The sequence below is a fragment of the Priestia sp. TRM10 genome (assembly GCF_057808375.1).
In genome coordinates this window covers 1-17,247 of the sequence record NZ_JBJZOT010000014.1, presented here as the reverse complement: position 1 = coordinate 17,247, position 17,247 = coordinate 1, and the positions used below count along the sequence as shown (strand labels likewise).

20 protein-coding genes and 1 tRNA gene are annotated in these 17,247 nt (G+C 36.3%); 4 read left to right on the top strand and 17 right to left on the bottom strand.

The genetic code is table 11. The features are described from left to right. Positions 1–11: 11 nt before the first annotated feature. The 6 genes from ACK3CR_RS16720 to ACK3CR_RS16695 form a co-directional block, all read right to left on the bottom strand. Positions 12–992, bottom strand: coding sequence for an extracellular solute-binding protein (locus ACK3CR_RS16720; protein ID WP_410914503.1), 981 nt, complete (start codon positions 990–992; stop codon positions 12–14). A gap of 24 nt (positions 993–1,016) precedes the next feature. Continuing rightward, positions 1,017–2,636: an ABC transporter permease subunit gene (locus tag ACK3CR_RS16715; RefSeq protein WP_488975800.1), complete on the bottom strand. Its 1,620-nt coding sequence runs from the start codon at positions 2,634–2,636 to the stop codon at positions 1,017–1,019. Next, the gene (locus tag ACK3CR_RS16710) at positions 2,629–3,381 is read right to left on the bottom strand and encodes an ABC transporter ATP-binding protein (protein ID WP_243515621.1); all 753 of its coding nucleotides are present in this window, start codon (positions 3,379–3,381) and stop codon (positions 2,629–2,631) included. The genes ACK3CR_RS16715 and ACK3CR_RS16710 overlap by 8 nt, the downstream gene beginning before the upstream one ends. An 89-nt stretch (positions 3,382–3,470) precedes the next feature. Then, positions 3,471–4,250, bottom strand: coding sequence for a DeoR/GlpR family DNA-binding transcription regulator (locus ACK3CR_RS16705; protein ID WP_488975799.1), 780 nt, complete (start codon positions 4,248–4,250; stop codon positions 3,471–3,473). 386 nt (positions 4,251–4,636) lie between these two features. Then, positions 4,637–5,140, bottom strand: coding sequence for an Imm6 family immunity protein (locus ACK3CR_RS16700; protein ID WP_243515625.1), 504 nt, complete (start codon positions 5,138–5,140; stop codon positions 4,637–4,639). Between the two features lie 146 nt (positions 5,141–5,286). Next, positions 5,287–5,709, bottom strand: a complete 423-nt coding sequence (locus tag ACK3CR_RS16695) for a hypothetical protein (protein WP_243515627.1) — start codon at positions 5,707–5,709, stop codon at positions 5,287–5,289. 251 nt (positions 5,710–5,960) lie between these two features. Between ACK3CR_RS16695 and ACK3CR_RS16690 the strand changes: the two genes are divergently transcribed. Beyond that, positions 5,961–6,452 carry a hypothetical protein gene (locus tag ACK3CR_RS16690; protein WP_243515629.1) on the top strand — a complete coding sequence of 164 codons (492 nt, stop codon included), beginning with the start codon at positions 5,961–5,963 and terminating at the stop codon, positions 6,450–6,452. 113 nt (positions 6,453–6,565) lie between these two features. Here the strand turns inward: ACK3CR_RS16690 and groL are convergent, their stop codons facing one another. Together groL and groES are read right to left on the bottom strand one after the other, a co-directional pair. Further along, a complete protein-coding gene (groL, locus tag ACK3CR_RS16685; protein ID WP_019390668.1) occupies positions 6,566–8,197 on the bottom strand; it encodes a chaperonin GroEL in 1,632 nt (543 codons plus the stop codon). 65 nt (positions 8,198–8,262) lie between these two features. Continuing rightward, a complete protein-coding gene (groES, locus tag ACK3CR_RS16680) occupies positions 8,263–8,547 on the bottom strand; it encodes a co-chaperone GroES (RefSeq protein WP_019390669.1) in 285 nt (94 codons plus the stop codon). A gap of 362 nt (positions 8,548–8,909) precedes the next feature. Between groES and ACK3CR_RS16675 the strand changes: the two genes are divergently transcribed. Continuing rightward, a complete protein-coding gene (locus ACK3CR_RS16675) occupies positions 8,910–9,629 on the top strand; it encodes a CPBP family intramembrane glutamic endopeptidase (RefSeq protein WP_243515632.1) in 720 nt (239 codons plus the stop codon). Further along, positions 9,626–9,829 (top strand): YdiK family protein, encoded by a 204-nt coding sequence (locus tag ACK3CR_RS16670; protein WP_243515635.1) that lies wholly within the window; start codon positions 9,626–9,628, stop codon positions 9,827–9,829. The genes ACK3CR_RS16675 and ACK3CR_RS16670 overlap by 4 nt, the downstream gene beginning before the upstream one ends. A 58-nt stretch (positions 9,830–9,887) precedes the next feature. On the opposite strand, the gene tatC is transcribed toward ACK3CR_RS16670, so the two are convergent. From tatC to moaC, 4 genes are read right to left on the bottom strand one after another with little or no spacing between them, the layout of a single operon-like run. Next, entirely contained in the window at positions 9,888–10,640 is a 753-nt protein-coding gene (gene tatC, locus ACK3CR_RS16665) for a twin-arginine translocase subunit TatC (RefSeq protein WP_430240018.1), read from the bottom strand. A gap of 17 nt (positions 10,641–10,657) precedes the next feature. Then, positions 10,658–10,843, bottom strand: a complete 186-nt coding sequence (locus ACK3CR_RS16660; RefSeq protein WP_061803972.1) for a twin-arginine translocase TatA/TatE family subunit — start codon at positions 10,841–10,843, stop codon at positions 10,658–10,660. Positions 10,844–10,884: 41 nt separating this feature from the next. After that, a complete protein-coding gene (locus ACK3CR_RS16655) occupies positions 10,885–11,532 on the bottom strand; it encodes a redox-sensing transcriptional repressor Rex (RefSeq protein ID WP_243515638.1) in 648 nt (215 codons plus the stop codon). A gap of 1 nt (position 11,533) precedes the next feature. Continuing rightward, on the bottom strand, positions 11,534–12,037 hold the full coding sequence (moaC, locus tag ACK3CR_RS16650) for a cyclic pyranopterin monophosphate synthase MoaC (protein WP_019390676.1): 504 nt from the start codon (positions 12,035–12,037) through the stop codon (positions 11,534–11,536). Between the two features lie 222 nt (positions 12,038–12,259). On the opposite strand from moaC, the gene ACK3CR_RS16645 reads away from it, so the two are divergent. Then, a complete protein-coding gene (locus ACK3CR_RS16645; protein WP_430240020.1) occupies positions 12,260–14,194 on the top strand; it encodes an ABC-F family ATP-binding cassette domain-containing protein in 1,935 nt (644 codons plus the stop codon). A 136-nt stretch (positions 14,195–14,330) separates the two neighbouring features. Here ACK3CR_RS16645 and tsaD read toward each other — a convergent pair whose 3' ends face one another. The 5 genes from tsaD to ACK3CR_RS16620 form a co-directional block, all read right to left on the bottom strand. Then, positions 14,331–15,341, bottom strand: coding sequence for a tRNA (adenosine(37)-N6)-threonylcarbamoyltransferase complex transferase subunit TsaD (gene tsaD / locus ACK3CR_RS16640; protein WP_328123596.1), 1,011 nt, complete (start codon positions 15,339–15,341; stop codon positions 14,331–14,333). Further along, on the bottom strand, positions 15,338–15,781 hold the full coding sequence (gene rimI, locus ACK3CR_RS16635) for a ribosomal protein S18-alanine N-acetyltransferase (protein ID WP_243515665.1): 444 nt from the start codon (positions 15,779–15,781) through the stop codon (positions 15,338–15,340). Before rimI ends, tsaD begins: the two co-directional genes overlap by 4 nt. Next, positions 15,782–16,483, bottom strand: coding sequence for a tRNA (adenosine(37)-N6)-threonylcarbamoyltransferase complex dimerization subunit type 1 TsaB (gene tsaB, locus ACK3CR_RS16630; protein WP_243515667.1), 702 nt, complete (start codon positions 16,481–16,483; stop codon positions 15,782–15,784). Continuing rightward, positions 16,464–16,955, bottom strand: a complete 492-nt coding sequence (gene tsaE / locus ACK3CR_RS16625) for a tRNA (adenosine(37)-N6)-threonylcarbamoyltransferase complex ATPase subunit type 1 TsaE (RefSeq protein WP_328123609.1) — start codon at positions 16,953–16,955, stop codon at positions 16,464–16,466. Before tsaE ends, tsaB begins: the two co-directional genes overlap by 20 nt. A 167-nt stretch (positions 16,956–17,122) precedes the next feature. Continuing rightward, positions 17,123–17,198: transfer RNA gene (locus tag ACK3CR_RS16620), tRNA-Asp, on the bottom strand. Positions 17,199–17,247: the final 49 nt, after the last annotated feature.

Sequence of the window (17,247 nt, the reverse complement as noted above, 5' to 3'; positions counted from 1 at the left end):
CTCGTCCCCTTTTATTTTGCAGAATTAAAAAATGCTTGATGTTTTTCAAGAAGCTCAACTGTCAATGGTTCTTTAAACACTTTATTATTAGCAGCTTTATTTTCTTCATCTACGGTCTCTCCTTCATACAAAGGAACAGGGTAATAATTAATAAGTTCAGCTCTTGCATCTTCTACAATAACCTTTGCCATATCCATTGCTAGTTCTGTCTTCTTATCTTTTTTATTGATTACTGCTAATGATTCTGTATTAGAGAAATTCCCTTCGACAGGGTCAATAAAGTCTATAGGTGCTCCTGACTGCTTCACTTCTACCGCCTGATGACGAAGACCAAATCCTACAGCAACTTCTCCAGCTTGTACCTTTTTAATTGAACCTGAACCAGAGCTTTCTAAATGGGGCCCTGCATTCTTTATAATTCCAGCCATTACTTTCTTTCCTTCTTCTTCCCCATATTCACTGATAATGGCTTGGATTAACATCCATCCTGTAGAGGAATCCATAATATTAGGAATAGAAACCAATCCCTTATATTCCGGACTTGCTAAATCTTTAATAGATTTTGGTATATCTACCCCTTTTTGTTTCATCATTTCTGTATTAAAAAATACAGCGCCTGTATTAGCTAAGATAGGAGTATAAAAAGCTGGATACTTATCAATTGTTTTCGTTTCAAACGCTAAATCTTTAAACATTGAATGCTGTTCTTCGGCACTTTCCAGAAAATAAGAACTCATGGTGACTAAGTCAGCCTCTATCTGCTCTCCTTCAGCCATTAGTTTTCCTCCTAATTCAGATGTACCAAGAGATTGGATGATATATTTCCCTTCATACCCAGCATCTTTTAACGATTTCTCCATCGCTGCTATTGCTTCTTCATCTCCATTGGAATAAATCACAACTTTGTCATCACCACTGTTTGCTGATTTTGCTCCACATCCTGCCATGATGACGACAAGTCCAATTAATATCATAAGTAGCCTTTTCTTCATCCTCATTTATTGTCCCTCACTTCATTAAGTTTTTTGAAATTGCCTCTTCTGGATAAAATCACAAATGAGTTTAACTACAATGTTTGTACAAAATATGAGTAAAGATAGTACGAAAATCTCGTTGAACTTAGCAAAGTGCTGGAGTTCCTTAATTTCACTTGATACAAGAGAGGTTTGTGCAGATACTAGAAAAATAATTCCACTTACAGTTACCATAGAATTAATAAAATAGTAGCTGAACATCTCGGTAACAGTGGAAGCCGAGTTCGGCAGAATAACACGATAAATCGTTTTAAACCAGCTATCACCAAGCAAACCACCTGTTGTCTCCCATGTAGGATTCATTTTAGACAGAGAGTTTTTTGCCATTAAATAAGGTGTCGTAAAATAGTGAACAATATTACAGAATATTACGATAATAAAAGTTCCTTTTAGGGTACTTTCATTGAATAATAAGAGATAAGAAAGACCAAGTACCATACCAGGTAGTGTATTTGTAACCATGGATACAAGATCAAAGGTCCCTCTTCCTTTTAAGCTTGTTCTCGTATTTAAAATAGCTGAGCAATAGGCAATTACAATTCCTATAACCGTTGTAAAAATGGCCACAATGACGGAATTTTTATAAACCATGCTTAAACCACTCGTTGTAAATACATTAACAAAATGCTGAAAGGTAAATGTTAAATTGTAAGGAAAGTTCGTTAAAAATGGTGCAATAAACATGACGAGAAAGATAGAAAACATCCCAACTACTCCCCCAATAGATATGATTCCTAGAACACAATCTCGAACTCGATTTTGAATAATATCAATAGAAGTAAATTTATCATAGTGAAAATTGAAACGCTCTAAGTACTTGAGCAAAATAATAGCGAATAATGCTGGTAAAAGCATAAATACAGCAATAACTGCCCCATCACTAAAGTTTGGTATCGTTCCTAACATAACTTGATATAAGTGAGTCGCTACAACAGAATATGTTCCTCCAAGGGAAGCTGGAATTCCGTAATCTGTAAAACTTAGAATAAAGGAAAGAACAAATGCGCCTCCTAGTGTACCAAGCATTGGTCTTAAAATCGTATTGTAAAAACTTCTTACTGAACTATCCATCATTAATGTACTAACAATCATAAACTTCTTATCGATATACGAAAATGAGTTATTAATTAAGAGATATGCTGAAGGCAATGTGTAAATAACGTATCCTAACAGCAAACCATTAAATCCATAGATATTAAATAATGGTTCTCCTAATATTTGTGTAATAAGACCTTGATTACCAAAAGAGTACATAATGGCGAACCCATATGTAATGGTTGGCAGCAACATTGGAATTAAAATTCCTATTTTTAAGGCACTTTTTAAAGGCTTAAAGATATTAGTAAAATGAAACGCGTACGCTATTAAGAAAGCAAGAATAGTTGTAATAGCTGCGGTAATACTAGAAATCTTGATACTGTTTGCAAAAGCTGTCATTAGTTCACTATTAGATAGAATGTTTATGTAATTATATATGTCAAACCCTTGACTGCCTTCGAAGGAACGTACAACAAGTATCCCAAGCGGTAATACCAAGAACAAGAAGAAAATCATTAAGATTATCCCATATATCACTCTCATTTCTGTACGTACATTAAGCATATTGCTCACCAAATAAATGAAAGATATTTTGTCTTTTAATCTGTAATTGTTTTAATATAAATCCTTTCACAAATTCATTCTTCGGTTGGTGAATAATTTCATGGGGTGTCCCAAATTGAGAGATATTCCCTTGATTAATAATAAGAATCTTATCAGACAAAGTTAATGCTTCTTCTGGATCGTGGGTTACAATAATAGTTGTAAGCTGAAATTCCTTTGCAATTGATTTAATTCTTTCTTTAATTGATTCCTTAATAACCCCATCAAGGGCACTTAATGGTTCATCAAGGAGAAGAAGTTTTGGCTTCATCACTAAAGTTCTAGCTAGTGCCACTCTCTGTTTTTGACCTCCAGATAATTCACTAATTTTTTTATTCAGATGAGGCTTTAGCTCAAGGAAATTGATATACTCTTTTAATTCTTCTTCAGTCACTAACCCTCGTTTATTCTTCAGCCCATATACAATGTTCTCATAGGCATTTAAATGGGGAAAAAGGGCATAATCTTGAAATACAATATTAAATCCTCGATCTTTCATCTTTACATTCGTTAAATCTTCATTGTCAAAAATGATTCTCCCTTTATCCATTTTTGTGAGACCTAAAATAATATTTAATAGCGTTGTTTTCCCGCTTCCACTTTGTCCAAGTAACGAAACAATTTCACCTTTATTAATTTCCAAACTAATGTTATCAAGCACTACCTTGTTATCATACTGTTTACTAATTTGCTCTAGCTTTAGCAAACAACTCACCTCCACCTTTAAAGTTAAACGCAAATATTTATAGATGCCTTAGGAGGTAATTGAGCTGAAGTGCTCTCAATCCTAGTCTCCTAATCAGCTTGAATCCACTTAGAATCATCTATTCCAAAATCCTTAACATGCGGTACATTCGTAATAATATAGTCCACTTCACTTAGATCTTGTATTTTGTAATTAGCAATATTACCAATCTTTGAGGAATCACTTAAGATATAAGTTTGCTTAGCATTAGCCATAAAGATATTAGAAAGCATACATTTGTCTAAATCATAACTTGTGATACCTGCATGATGATCAAGTCCATCAATAGAAATAAAGGCTTTATCTACAAAAAGCTCATTAGCCATTCTCTCTGCTAAAGAACCAGAAGTACGAAAATGATCACCTTTTACATGCCCCCCAAGGAAAATCATTTCTCCTTTAAACGGATGTTCATCCTCTTCATATTCCATTAACTTAGCTGCGAAAGGAAAAGAGTTTGTAATAACTGTCACATCTTTCTTTCGTTTGATAGAAGAAGCCATTTGTAACGTCGTACTTCCTTCATCAATAAAAATAACTTCTCCATCTTCCACAAAAGATGCAGCTTTTAGACCAATGATGATTTTTTGATCAATATGGAGGATTCTTCTCTTAAACATAGACAACTCATTAGAATCCTCTTCAATTCTTACTGCCCCGCCGTGAACTTTTTTAATTTTTTGTTCACTTTCTAATTCTTCTAAATGACGACGAATAGTTTCTGTTGATACGTTAAAAATCTTTGCAAGACCATTTACCTTCACTTGTCCTTCATTATTCACTATCTCTATAATTCTCTTCTTTCTTTCTTCAGCTAATAAAGACATCATTCATTCTCCTTTGCTTTCTACTCAAATTATAAAAAATGATTGTAAAGTGACTATTAATACATTGTTAATAGTTTGTTGATATTTTGTGGTTTTTTGTGATATTAGTTGGTTTTTATTATATAGGTTTGAGGTATTGCTTGTAAATTGAATATTTATAAATTTATTCCATCTTTTTATACTCTTGTTTAATAACTTAAATAAAGTGAGTAATATAGGAAGACTTTTTATTAGAACAATATTAGAAAGATCAATAAAAAAGCCTGTTCAAAAGTTAATTAAGCTTTTGAACAGACTTTTATTTGCTAGTAAGATGTGATTATTTCTTTCTATCTTACTACTACTAAACCTATATATACAGGGCATCGACTGCTATCAACATTTATTACCTATAACAGCTTTAATGTTAAAGAAGTCGGTCTTTTAAATTTTGAGCCTGAAGAATAACTTTCTAATATATATGTTTTGATATTATTAATACTTTCAAAATTAAATAAACCTGATTCCATTGCATTTTCTCCTAACGTTTTCAATGTATCGTCATTAATACTTTCCATTGCTTGAGGAACAATTTTTACGTTTTCATTTTGATATGCTTGATAAATTGTATAGGAAACTCCATCTAAAACGGCATACCATGCGTGTTGTTTTAATCTATCTTCTTCATCGTTGGCAAATTCAGTTATATCAATGTAATCCCCACTATCTATGTAGTTATAAAGATAATCTCCAGTTACATTTTCCCCTGCAAGCCATTTCCAACAGTCATCAAGAGCCTCTCTGCCTGTTTGATATCCAGGCTCCTTGGATTTTATTATGTAAAACAGTTTTTCAGCAATTATTAAACCTGTAGCAACTTTAGACTCTGCAGTGAGATCGTGTATAAAGTTCATGAGTAATCCCCCTTATTACTCTCAATTTATCACAATAAAAAAGCTGCTCAAAAGGTTAATTCTCCTTAGAGCAACTTTTTTATATCAACATCTTTCTTCTGTTATCATTAACAAACCTTTATCAAATCATAGTAGACCATATCTGTTTAAAAGCAAGTAAACGATTGAATTTGACGCAGGTCAATTCCGAAATAAACCCATCCAAATCCAGTCCAGCGATATCCTGCAACAGAAGTTCGACCAACAAATATTGGGTAGAACCAGAACTGTTCAGCTCCTCTTAACCATACATACGTATAGTTGAATAAACATCTTGCAATCCCACCTGGATCAACCGCAAATGTTTCTACTTGTTGTTGAGGAACAAAAGTTGGTGGTGGAGCAGTTGGTGGGCCAGAAGTTGGGCCTTGGCTAGGAGGTCCAGGTGGTCCCAGTGGCGGGGATGTAGGTGGTGGAGAAGGAAAAAACCCACTGAATTGTCTTGCATCAAAGCCTGTGTGGTCTAAATGAGAAGGTATTTGTTGATGATTTAAATAGCCATAATCAACGTTTTTATGATAAGGATACATAATATTAAACTCCTTTATTTTCAAATCTTATTGCATCATATTCTTTAGTTGTTTGCCTATCAACTTGTTCGCTAAGAAATGGGCCTTTACCTACATATCATAATTATTGTTGCAAATTTTGTGGATCAAATAGCCTTTTTAGCGTTTTATCCATCCCCACCATTTTCTTTATAAGTGTCATGTAGACATAAGTTTGCATATGGTACATCAGAAAATAACCGGTTCATTCGTGTAGTAATGGAGGAATAGAGATGACAAATTTTTATTTTTTTAATGGAGTCATTAAGATGATTACAGATTTGAATGTAGGAGAGAATGAGGGCAATGCAGGGTGTTACAAGTTAATTTCCGTAGAAAATGAATTAGGAGCAGTCGTAAATTTTGTAGCAGGACCTTCAACTTACTTTGTAGATCATGTTGCAGTATCAGTAGGAGATTATATAACGGGATATTATGACGGAGATGCCCCTGTTCCTCTTATTTATCCCCCACAATACCAGGCACTCGTTATTGTAAAAGAGAGTACAAGTCGAAATGTGAAAGTAGATTACTTTAATAGCCAGTTAGTGAGTAGTGATGGACAATTACAAATAAATATAGCACCCTATACTCAAATACTATTAACAAACGGACAATTTTTTTCAAGAATACCTGTAAACCGAGATCTAATTGTTATTTACGGAGCTTCAACTAAAAGCATTCCAGCTCAAACAACTCCCTATAGAATAATTGTTTTATGTTAGAAACCATCCTAAAAAAGAAAAGGCCTCCCACCAGTTTTGTAAACTGATGAGAGACCTTCTCTCACAGAGATAGCTTTTATAAGCTGTTCCTGTTAAGGAGTAGAGAGCATGAATTACATCATGCCGCCCATTCCACCCATACCGCTCATGTCAGGCATTCCGCCGCCAGCGTTTTCTTCTGGTTTGTCAGCTACAACAGCTTCAGTTGTTAAGAACATAGCTGCTACAGATGCTGCGTTTTGAAGAGCTGAACGAGTTACTTTTGTTGGGTCAACGATACCAGCTTCAACCATGTTTACCCACTCGCCAGTTGCTGCATTGTAACCAGTGCCAACGTCTTCTTTTTTAAGACGCTCAACGATGATTGATCCTTCAAGACCAGCGTTGTGTGCGATTTGACGTACTGGCTCTTCTAGCGCACGAAGAACGATGTTGATACCTGTTTGAACGTCGCCTTCTTCACTTAGAGCAGCTACTTTGTTATATACGTTAACTAGAGCTGTACCACCACCAGCAACAATTCCTTCTTCTACTGCTGCACGAGTAGAGTTTAGGGCATCTTCGATGCGAAGTTTGCGCTCTTTAAGTTCTGTTTCAGTTGCTGCACCAACTTTAACAACGGCAACGCCGCCAGCTAGTTTAGCAAGACGCTCTTGTAATTTTTCACGGTCAAATTCAGAAGTAGTTTCTTCTAATTGAGCACGGATTTGGCTTACGCGAGCTGCGATTTGTTGAGAATCTCCAGAACCTTCAACAACTGTTGTGTTGTCTTTTGTTACAACAACTTTAGACGCGCGGCCTAGTTGAGTAATGTTTGCAGATTTAAGATCTAAACCAAGATCTTCAGTGATAACTTCTGCGCCAGTTAAAGTAGCGATGTCTTCAAGCATTGCTTTACGACGGTCGCCAAATCCTGGTGCTTTAACAGCTACAGCGTTGAATGTACCGCGAAGTTTGTTCACTACTAGTGTTGCAAGAGCTTCCCCTTCAACATCTTCAGCGATTAATAGTAGTGGTTTACCTTGTTGTACTACTTGCTCTAGTACTGGAAGAATTTCTTGAATGTTTGTAATCTTTTTATCTGTGATTAAAAGATATGGATCTTCAAGAACTGCTTCCATTTTATCTTGGTCTGTTACCATATATGGAGAAGCATATCCACGGTCAAATTGCATACCTTCTACAACTTCAAGCTCTGTTGAGAATCCTTTAGACTCTTCAATTGTGATAACGCCGTCGTTACCAACACGCTCCATTGCTTCAGCAATTAGTTGACCAACTTCTTCGTCAGCTGCAGAGATTGCCGCTACTTGAGCGATAGACTCTTTGCCTTCAATTTGTTTAGAAATGCCTTTAAGTTCAGCAACAGCTGTTGCAACTGCTTTTTCGATCCCTTTACGTACGCCAACTGGATTAGCACCAGATGTTACGTTTTTAAGGCCTTCACGAATCATTGCTTGAGCTAAAACAGTTGCTGTAGTTGTTCCGTCCCCAGCAATGTCATTTGTTTTGCTTGCTACTTCAGCAACAAGTTTTGCACCCATGTTTTCGAATGCATCTTCAAGTTCGATTTCTTTTGCAATTGTTACACCGTCGTTTGTGATTAGTGGAGAACCAAATTTTTTCTCAAGAACAACGTTACGTCCTTTTGGTCCAAGCGTTACTTTTACTGCGTCTGCAAGAACATCCACACCACGTAGCATTGAGCGACGTGCGTCTTCGCTAAATTTAATATCTTTCGCCATGTTAAAAACCTCCTAGTATTTATTCATGTATTGTACGTTATGATATTTAAAAGTAAATTACGTGCTTAGCCGATAACAGCTAAAATGTCGCTTTCACGCAAGATTAAGTATTCTGTTCCTTCATATTTAACTTCAGTACCTGCATATTTTGAGAAGATGATACGATCGCTCTCAGAAACTTCAAGCGCTACACGCTCACCGCTCTCTAATACTCGGCCTGTACCAACAGCTACCACTTTACCTTCCTGTGGCTTTTCTTTTGCAGTATCTGGTAATACGATACCACTTGATGTTTTTTCCTCAGCTTCTACAAGTTCAACTATTACGCGATCACCTAATGGCTTTAACAAGTAAAACAACCTCCTCAATAATGTGTAAGTTTTATTTATTAGCACTCAACCTCTATGAGTGCTAACACAATTATTATATTAAATAAATTGGGTATCTTTTGCAAGTAAAAAGTATTAAAAATTTAAAACACTTTTGCTCAGTCCGAAAATTTTAGTAAGGGTTTTCTTTTTATAGAGGACTTCAAGCGCACATGACAAGATATTCTATGTATTTCTGTTCACTGTGGAGCGTAAAATAGATAAACCGCTGATTGCGTTTAGTATTAGCTCATTTCGATCATATGTTACAATAGCTAAGGTGAATTGTTTTGCAATGTACATAAGTTTTACCTTCAAATATATTATAAAGGGGTTTTCATTTCTTGACTAAACGTTACTGGTATGTCATTTTGACGTACGTATTAATGCAGCTTTCTGTATATCCAGTTTTGTATGCCCTAGTAAAGATGAATGTATTTTCTACAAGATCTGAGCTTGTCACGGCAAACATTTATTGGACAATCATTAGCTTTATCCTTGCTTTAATCATTACGCTTCTCTTATTAAGACCAGATATGAACATGCGTAAAAAATACAACTGGTCTAAAATTATATCTTGGGCAATTCTAGGCGTTTTTATGGCACTTTTAGCGCAAGGAATTGCATCTAATATCGAAACGAAAGTATTTGGCGTGAACCCTGAATCAGAAAATACCCAGAATATTATGAGCTTAGTAGAGGTTGTTCCGTTACTAATTGCTGTTGTCTCTATAATAGGTCCTATTTTAGAAGAAGTAGTATTTCGTAAAATCATTTTTGGTTCGCTTTACGAGCGATCTAACTTCTTTATCGCAGCAATTATTAGTTCCTTTATCTTTGCTCTTGTTCATCAAGATTTTTCACACCTTCTCGTTTATATGTCGATGGGACTAACATTTGCTTTTCTCTATGTTAAAACATCGTCTATTCTTGTTCCCATCTTCGCACATGTTTCAATGAATACATTCGTTGTGATGATGCAGTACGTTTTTAAAGACGATATTGAAAAATACATCGACCAACAGGAGAAACTTCAACAAATTTTCGGAGGCTTTCAGCTATGAGAACTACTCCCCTCAACTTGGGAATTATGTATGGATTTTTAGGACTTATCTTTACGTTTCTTGCGATTCGAAATGCGCATGAAACAGTCTTTAACTTTATGACGATTGTATTTACCATTTTTGCAACGCTAGAAATTGGGGTTGCCATTAGAGCGTTTATCCTTCATTTTCGTATCAAAAAGATGAAAAAGAAACAGTAGAAGATAAAGACAGCCTTTCACAAGCTTTAGCTATGAAAGGCTGTCTTTATTTTATATTCTATTGTACATGGGATTTTTCCTCTTCTTCTTGCACTTTCATACTCTTTTTGTAAGAAAAATAAGAGATTCCAATACTGATTTCATATAGAACTAGCAACGGTAACGTCACCATTAGATGAGACAAAAGCTCTGGAGGTGTAATAATCGCTGCGATGACGAGCAATACAAAATATGCATACTTGCGGATGCTCACTAATGTCATTGGTGTGATAATGCCTAAACGAGTGAGAAACATGACAACAACAGGCATTTGAAACAAAATCCCAAATGGTAATGTAAATTGAAAAAGAAATTCAAAGTACTCATTAATTCCAATCACTTGATTTACGTCTAAACGCTCTGTTAAGCTTGTCATAAACTTAACGACAAATGGAAAGAGAACAAAATAAGAAAATGATACCCCCGCTAAGAACAATAGCACCGAGAATGGTATATAGCTTAATGTTACTTTTCTTTCTTTTTCAAGTAATCCAGGACTTACAAATGCCCATACATGATAAAGAATCACAGGTGAAGAAAGAACACATCCAATAATAAAGGCAAACTGCATATAAATCTTCACTGGATCTGTCAGACGAAATGTATTCATCTCAAGGTCTTTCACTTCATCTGCACCTTGTAAATAGACAATAAGACTGTCGGCAAGAAAAAAGCCTGCTATTGTTGCACCTAAAAAAACGGCTGCAACAATTAAAACTCTTCTCCTAAGCTCTCCAATATGCTCATAAATCGACATGTTTTGTTCATTCATATCGCTTCACCCTTGCATTATTTAACATCAGTATGATCCGCTTTTGCTTTTTCTTTCCCTTCATCATCTGCAATTCCTTGTGCACCTTGCTTAAATTCACGCAGTGTTTTTCCAACTGCCTTTCCTAACTCAGGCAGTTTTTTAGGACCGAATATTAAGAGAGCTGCAAAGACAATGAGAATAATACTTCCCGTGCTAAGCATCTTCTCCCACCTCCTCTAAATGGAATGTGTTACACGTTCCCTCAGTTGACTAACTCTGTTGGATAGTTGCGTAAAAAATAAATGAGCGCTTGAAGCTCAACAGCTAAATCAATATGATGAATACGAATTGAATCTGGCACATTGATGCGCGCTGGTGTAAAATTTAATATCCCTTTTACACTAGTATGCTCTAATCTGTCTGTTATACCTTGAGCAGCTGTTGCAGGTACTGTTAAAATAACAACGCTTATATCGTTACCTAGCTTTTCTTCTAAATCATTAAGATGATAAATAGGCACATTACTAATTTTCTGGCCTACTCGACTTTCATCAACATCAAAAGCCATTTCAATTTTTGTATTATTATTTTTAATGAAATTATAGTTCAATAATGCTGTTCCAAGATTACCAACACCAATTAGCGCAATCTTTGTTAATTCATCTTGGTCTAGCGTTTTTCTAAAAAATGTAAGTAAATAGTTTACGTTATAACCATATCCCTTTTTTCCTAAAGCTCCAAAATAAGAGAAGTCACGACGAATTGTTGCTGAATCTACTTTGACCGCTTCGCTTAGCTCTGCTGACGATACTCGCTGTTTTCCTGAGGAATGTAAATTCTTAAGAAAACGATAGTATAAAGGCAAGCGTTTGGCTGTTGCCTGCGGTATTTTTAATTGTTCTGTACTCACACTATACCCCCCAATCTGTTAACCCTTGTTCCCTTGTAAAATCTCCACTTTTCCCACCTGTTTTTGTAAGCAAATACGTTGGACCAATAACCATTCCTTTATCGATGGCTTTGCACATATCGTAAGCGGTCAAAGCACATACGGACGCTGCCGTTAGCGCTTCCATTTCTACTCCTGTACTCCCCTTTGTCTTTACAGTAGCTTCAATAAGCAAGCGATATTTTCCTTCTTTTTCAGCCCAATTAAATTCAATATTTACTCCTTTTATAAATAAAGGATGGCACATTGGAATAAGATCAGACGTTTTTTTGGCCGCCATGATGCCTGCTATTTGAGAAACAGCTAATACATCACCTTTTCCAATTTCTTGTGATGTAATCTTATCGTATGTTTCTTTGTTTACTTCAATGCTTGAAGCAGCTGTTGCAACTCTTGTTGTTTCAGCTTTCTCTGAGATGTCGACCATATTAGCGCGACCTTGTTCGTTAAAATGAGTAAACCCCACTTTAGTTCCTCCTTATGTTTGACTATACACTATTTTTAGTCATCTGTCTTTGCACTTTCTACCTATACGAATGTTCCTTTTTAACTCTCCTTTATAGGTATGGTAGAATACCTATAGCAGCCTTTTTTCAACATAATGTGAATTATTTAACTAAGGAAAGCTCTAGAATAGCTGCCTGAGCTCTTCCCCCCTTTATTGTAAAGGATTAACTGAGGTGAAAAAATGATTTTATTACAACTAAATAATATCACGAAGTATTTTGGCGCTGATATTATTTTATCGAATATTAAAATGGAAGTACAATCAAACGACCGAATTGGCCTGGTTGGTCGAAATGGAGCTGGAAAATCCACTCTGCTTAAAATTATTTCAGGTGCAATCTCCTATGACGGTGGGGAAATTATAAAACCAAAAGATGTAGAACTTGGCTATATGGGCCAGGATACAATGCTTGAATCAGACTTGAGCATTTGGGATGAAATGATGACAGTATTCTCACCGCTAAAAGAAATGGAAAAGAAAATCCGTTCACTAGAAGAAAAAATGGGTGATCCTACCTTTTTAAACGATTCTACCAAATATGAAAAGCTCCTTCAAGAGTACGACATGCTTCAAGCAGCTTTTAAAGATAAAGGTGGATATCAGTATGAAGCAGAAACTCGTTCTATTTTACATGGATTTCGCTTTAAAGATCACTCTATACCTATCTCAACGCTTAGTGGAGGACAAAAAACACGCCTTTCACTTGCAAAATTATTGTTAACAAAACCAGATTTACTCATACTTGATGAACCAACAAACCATCTTGATATTGAAACACTTTCATGGCTTGAGCAATTTTTACAAGGATATGCAGGCGCCATTTTAATTGTTTCACACGACCGCTATTTTCTTGATAAAGTAGTCAATCGCGTTTACGAAATTTCACGTCGGCAAATTAAGCGCTATGTTGGAAACTATTCTTCCTATCTCATTCAAAAAAGAGAACAATATGATCAAGAGATAAAGCAATACGAGAAACAGCAGGACGAAATTGAAAAACTTCAAGACTTTGTTCAACGCAATATTGCTAGAGCTTCCACAACGAAAAGAGCGCAAAGCAGACAAAAGCAGCTGCAACGGATGGAAAAGATAGATAGACCATCAGGCGACGAAAAATCGGCTTCATTTTCTTTCTCTATTGATAAACAAAGTGGAAATGAAGTATTTCAGCTTAAAGATGGAGCAATTGGATATGAAAAAAGTTATCCACTTGTGGATAACTTAAATATTCGAATTACACGTGGCGAAAGTGTGGCTCTTGTTGGTCCAAACGGAATTGGAAAATCAACTCTTTTAAAAAGCATTGTCAATCGTCTCCCTCTTTTAAATGGAAATACAATGTTTGGTTCAAATGTCAGTGTTGGTTATTATGACCAAGAACAAGCAACATTAACTTCTTCCAAAACCGTTATTAATGAGCTCTGGGATGACTATCCATCAACACCTGAAAAAGAAATCCGCACGCTCCTTGGAAGTTTTCTATTTAGCGGGGATGACGTATTAAAGCCTGTTAACACGCTTAGTGGAGGCCAAAAAGCCCGTCTTGCTCTTGCAAAACTAATGATGAAAAAAGCCAATTTCCTTATTCTTGACGAGCCAACAAACCACCTTGATTTAGATAGTAAACAAGTTCTTGAAAATGCGCTTGTTGATTATCCAGGAACCATTTTATTTGTTTCCCATGACCGTTATTTTATTAATCGTATTGCTACAAAAGTGCTTGAACTTTCACGTGTTAATGTTCAAGAATTTTTAGGAGACTACGACTATTATTTAGAGAAGAAAGCTGAAGAACTAGAACTAAAAGAAATGGAAGCTTCAGAAAATCAAAAAAGTGTAGAAGCACCTATAAAAAATGATAGGTTAACATATGAACAAGAGAAAGAAGCTAAAAAGAAGCTTCGTCAATATAAACGCCGCATTGAAGAAATTGAAGCTTCCATCTCACAAGCAGAAGAGAAAATTGCTGAAAACGAAAATTTACTTCTTCAACCAAAAGTTTATGAAGATCATGAAAAAGCTTATGCTTTAACAGAAGAAAATAACAAGCTTAATGAAGAGCTCCTCTCTCTTATGGAAGAATGGGAAGAACTTCAACTTCAAATTGAAGACTAAAAAAAGCTCGTACAAATGTACGAGCTTTTTTGTTGTGGATAACCATTCTATCCACAGTTTTTATTCACAAACTCACAGGGAATGAAAAAAGGAACCTTACAATATTCACAAACTCTGGATAACACTGTGGATAGAATTATAGCATTAACCCAGGGTTTGCATTTAAGTCCATTGCAGCTCTTTTTCCACTTTTGTAAAGCTCGCTTGCGGCAGCACCAATCATTGCTGCATTGTCTGTACAAAGGGGAAGTGGTGGAATAATGAGTTCCAGCTGTTTATCAAAAGGCTCAAATGTTTTTTGGAGTTCTTCTCTAAGCCCTCTATTTGCAGCTACTCCTCCTGCTAACAATACTTGCTTTACGTTGTATTTTTCAGCTGCTTTAAGTGTCTTCCCTACAAGAACCTCAATAACACTCTCTTGGAAACTTGCAGCTAAGTCTTCCGGTTTAATCTCTTCTCCTCGCTGTTTTGCATTGTGAAGAGTGTTGATAACTGCCGACTTTAAGCCACTGAAGCTAAAATCAAATGAATCTTTTTCAAGCCACGCTCTCGGAAGATCTAATGTTGGCTCTCCTTCATGTGCTAGGCGATCAATATGAGGGCCACCTGGATATGGCAAACCTATTGTTCTCGCAACCTTATCATAAGCTTCTCCAACTGCATCATCTCTTGTTTCTCCAATTACTTCAAATGTAATATGGTCCTCCATATAAACAAGTTCGGTATGTCCTCCTGAAACAACAAGAGCAAGAAGAGGAAATTGCATTTCCTTCACAAGACGGTTTGCATAAATGTGTCCTGCAATATGATGGACACCAATCAATGGCTTATTATGAGCAAAAGCAAGTGCTTTGGCTGCATTAACTCCAATAAGGAGTGCACCGACAAGTCCAGGTCCTTCTGTCACTGCTACAGCATCGATATCGTCCATTGTCAGCTTTGCTTGTTGAAGAGCTTCTTCTATCACAATGGTCATTTGTTCTACATGATGACGTGAGGCTACCTCAGGGACCACTCCGCCAAATCTTTTATGACTCTCAATTTGAGATGCCACAACGTTAGCGATAATTTCTTTTCCATCTTGAATAATGGCTACAGCCGTCTCATCACAGCTTGTTTCAATTGCTAAAATCAATTCTTTTTTCATAGTTTCACCCACATTACTAATGCATCCTCTTGATTGTCTGCATAATAATTTTTTCGAACTCCACCAGGTTCAAAACCTAGCTTCTCATATAAGAAACGAGCAGGCTCGTTTGATAACCGAACTTCAAGGGTCATTGTCAATGCACCTGACTGACGCGCAAGTTGCATAACCGCCCGAAGAAGCTTTTCCCCTAGACCTTTTCCTCTATATTCCGGTAAAATTGCGATATTTGTTATGTGTGCTTCATCTACAATAATCCACACTCCACAATAGCCAACAATTTCTCCCTCGTATTCAATAATCGTATAATGAGCAAAGCTATTCTTAGATAATTCATTATAAAGAGCTTCTTCACTCCATGGAAGAGTGAAAGAATGTAGCTCAATCTCGTGAAGAGCTTTTACATCTTCTACAGAAGCTAAGCGAATATGTACGTCCATTTAACGTTCGCTCATTTTATTTTGGGAAGCTAACCAATTTGCTTCAGCCTCTGCTAAACGAATGTAGTTTGGCACAAGACTATGAGCTTCTTCAGGTTGTTTGTTCATTCCGATTAAAGCAAGTTCACTTGGACGAGGGTTATGGGTTACAATTTCACTAAAATAAGCCTTCTCTCCTAGGATATGTGTAAGAACCTCACGATGTAGAGGAACATCGTTTCCTATAAAAAGAACCTTTTGATCTAATTCTTTTAGTTGAGTTGCCCATGCTTCATTTAAAATGTTCACATCTGCTCTTGCTTCCACAAGTTTATCTTCATATTTGTATAACCCTGTGTAAACTTGTTGACGTCTTGCATCAAAAAGTGGGGAAATATAGCCATCAAAGAAACGACCATTTGCAGCAAGAACTTCAAGGCTCGAAACTCCAACAAGAGGAATATTCAAAGACCATGAAAGAGTTTTTGCAATTGTAACTCCTATTCTCACGCCTGTGTAAGAACCAGGTCCCTTTGCTACTACAATCCTTTCTAAATCTTTAGGTTTCATCCCACAATCTTTTAAAAGTGTTTCTACTGCTGGCATTGCTCGTACAGAATGATTTTTCTTTACATTTGTAATGATTTCACCAATCACTTTATCTTCATCAACAAGGGCTACTCCAAGCGTATCTGTTGACGTATCAATTGCTAATGTTTTCATCTTTTATAAACTCCTTACAGAGATCAATATATTGGGATCCTTTAGCTTTTAAACATATCTCTCGCTTATCTCCTTCTCTATGATACAATTCTATCTCTAGACGCGAAAGAGGAAGCTGATCTTCAATTAAATGAGCCCATTCTACAACAGTTACACCATTGCCGTCAAAATATTCATCAAATCCTAAGTCTTCCATACTTTCTCCTAGGCGATAAACATCCATATGATACAAAGGGAGCTTCTCTCCTTGATACTCTTTAATGATTGTAAACGTTGGGCTGTTCACGTTGCGAGTAACGCCAAGCCCTTTTGCTAGTCCCTTTGTGAAAGTCGTTTTTCCAGCCCCAAGATCTCCTTCAAGTAAAATTAAGTTTCCCTCTTGAAGATAATGAGCAAGATTCTCAGCAAGCTTCATTGTTTGCTCGGGTGTTTCAGTAGTGATATGGAAAACTTCTTCTCCAATATTATTCATCATTGATCCTCGCTTTAATAAAGTTTTAGATACCCTTATAGGATGCCCTAAGTTTCATTGTACAAAAAAAAGACCTTAGGATGCTATTCCTAAGGATAAATTTGTGCTCTATAAATAAAAAAACGAAACAACTCTGTCTGTTTCGAATCAATACTACATGTTATAAATGGCGGTCCCGACGGGAATCGAACCCGCGATCTCCTGCGTGACAGGCAGGCATGTTAACCGCTACACCACGGGACCTTTGGTTGCGGGGGCAGGATTTGAACCTACGACCTTCGGGTTATGAGCC

Coding starts and splice junctions, on each gene's coding strand:
- ACK3CR_RS16720 (WP_410914503.1), bottom strand. CDS start 992: ATGAAGAAAAGGCTACTTATGATATTAATTGGACTTGTCGTCATCATG.
- ACK3CR_RS16715 (WP_488975800.1), bottom strand. CDS start 2,636: ATGCTTAATGTACGTACAGAAATGAGAGTGATATATGGGATAATCTTA.
- ACK3CR_RS16705 (WP_488975799.1), bottom strand. CDS start 4,250: ATGATGTCTTTATTAGCTGAAGAAAGAAAGAAGAGAATTATAGAGATA.
- ACK3CR_RS16700 (WP_243515625.1), bottom strand. CDS start 5,140: ATGAACTTTATACACGATCTCACTGCAGAGTCTAAAGTTGCTACAGGT.
- ACK3CR_RS16695 (WP_243515627.1), bottom strand. CDS start 5,709: ATGTATCCTTATCATAAAAACGTTGATTATGGCTATTTAAATCATCAA.
- ACK3CR_RS16690 (WP_243515629.1), top strand. CDS start 5,961: ATGACAAATTTTTATTTTTTTAATGGAGTCATTAAGATGATTACAGAT.
- groL (WP_019390668.1), bottom strand. CDS start 8,197: ATGGCGAAAGATATTAAATTTAGCGAAGACGCACGTCGCTCAATGCTA.
- ACK3CR_RS16670 (WP_243515635.1), top strand. CDS start 9,626: ATGAGAACTACTCCCCTCAACTTGGGAATTATGTATGGATTTTTAGGA.
- tatC (WP_430240018.1), bottom strand. CDS start 10,640: ATGAATGAACAAAACATGTCGATTTATGAGCATATTGGAGAGCTTAGG.
- ACK3CR_RS16660 (WP_061803972.1), bottom strand. CDS start 10,843: ATGCTTAGCACGGGAAGTATTATTCTCATTGTCTTTGCAGCTCTCTTA.
- ACK3CR_RS16645 (WP_430240020.1), top strand. CDS start 12,260: ATGATTTTATTACAACTAAATAATATCACGAAGTATTTTGGCGCTGAT.
- tsaD (WP_328123596.1), bottom strand. CDS start 15,341: ATGAAAAAAGAATTGATTTTAGCAATTGAAACAAGCTGTGATGAGACG.
- rimI (WP_243515665.1), bottom strand. CDS start 15,781: ATGGACGTACATATTCGCTTAGCTTCTGTAGAAGATGTAAAAGCTCTT.
- tsaB (WP_243515667.1), bottom strand. CDS start 16,483: ATGAAAACATTAGCAATTGATACGTCAACAGATACGCTTGGAGTAGCC.
- tsaE (WP_328123609.1), bottom strand. CDS start 16,955: ATGAATAATATTGGAGAAGAAGTTTTCCATATCACTACTGAAACACCC.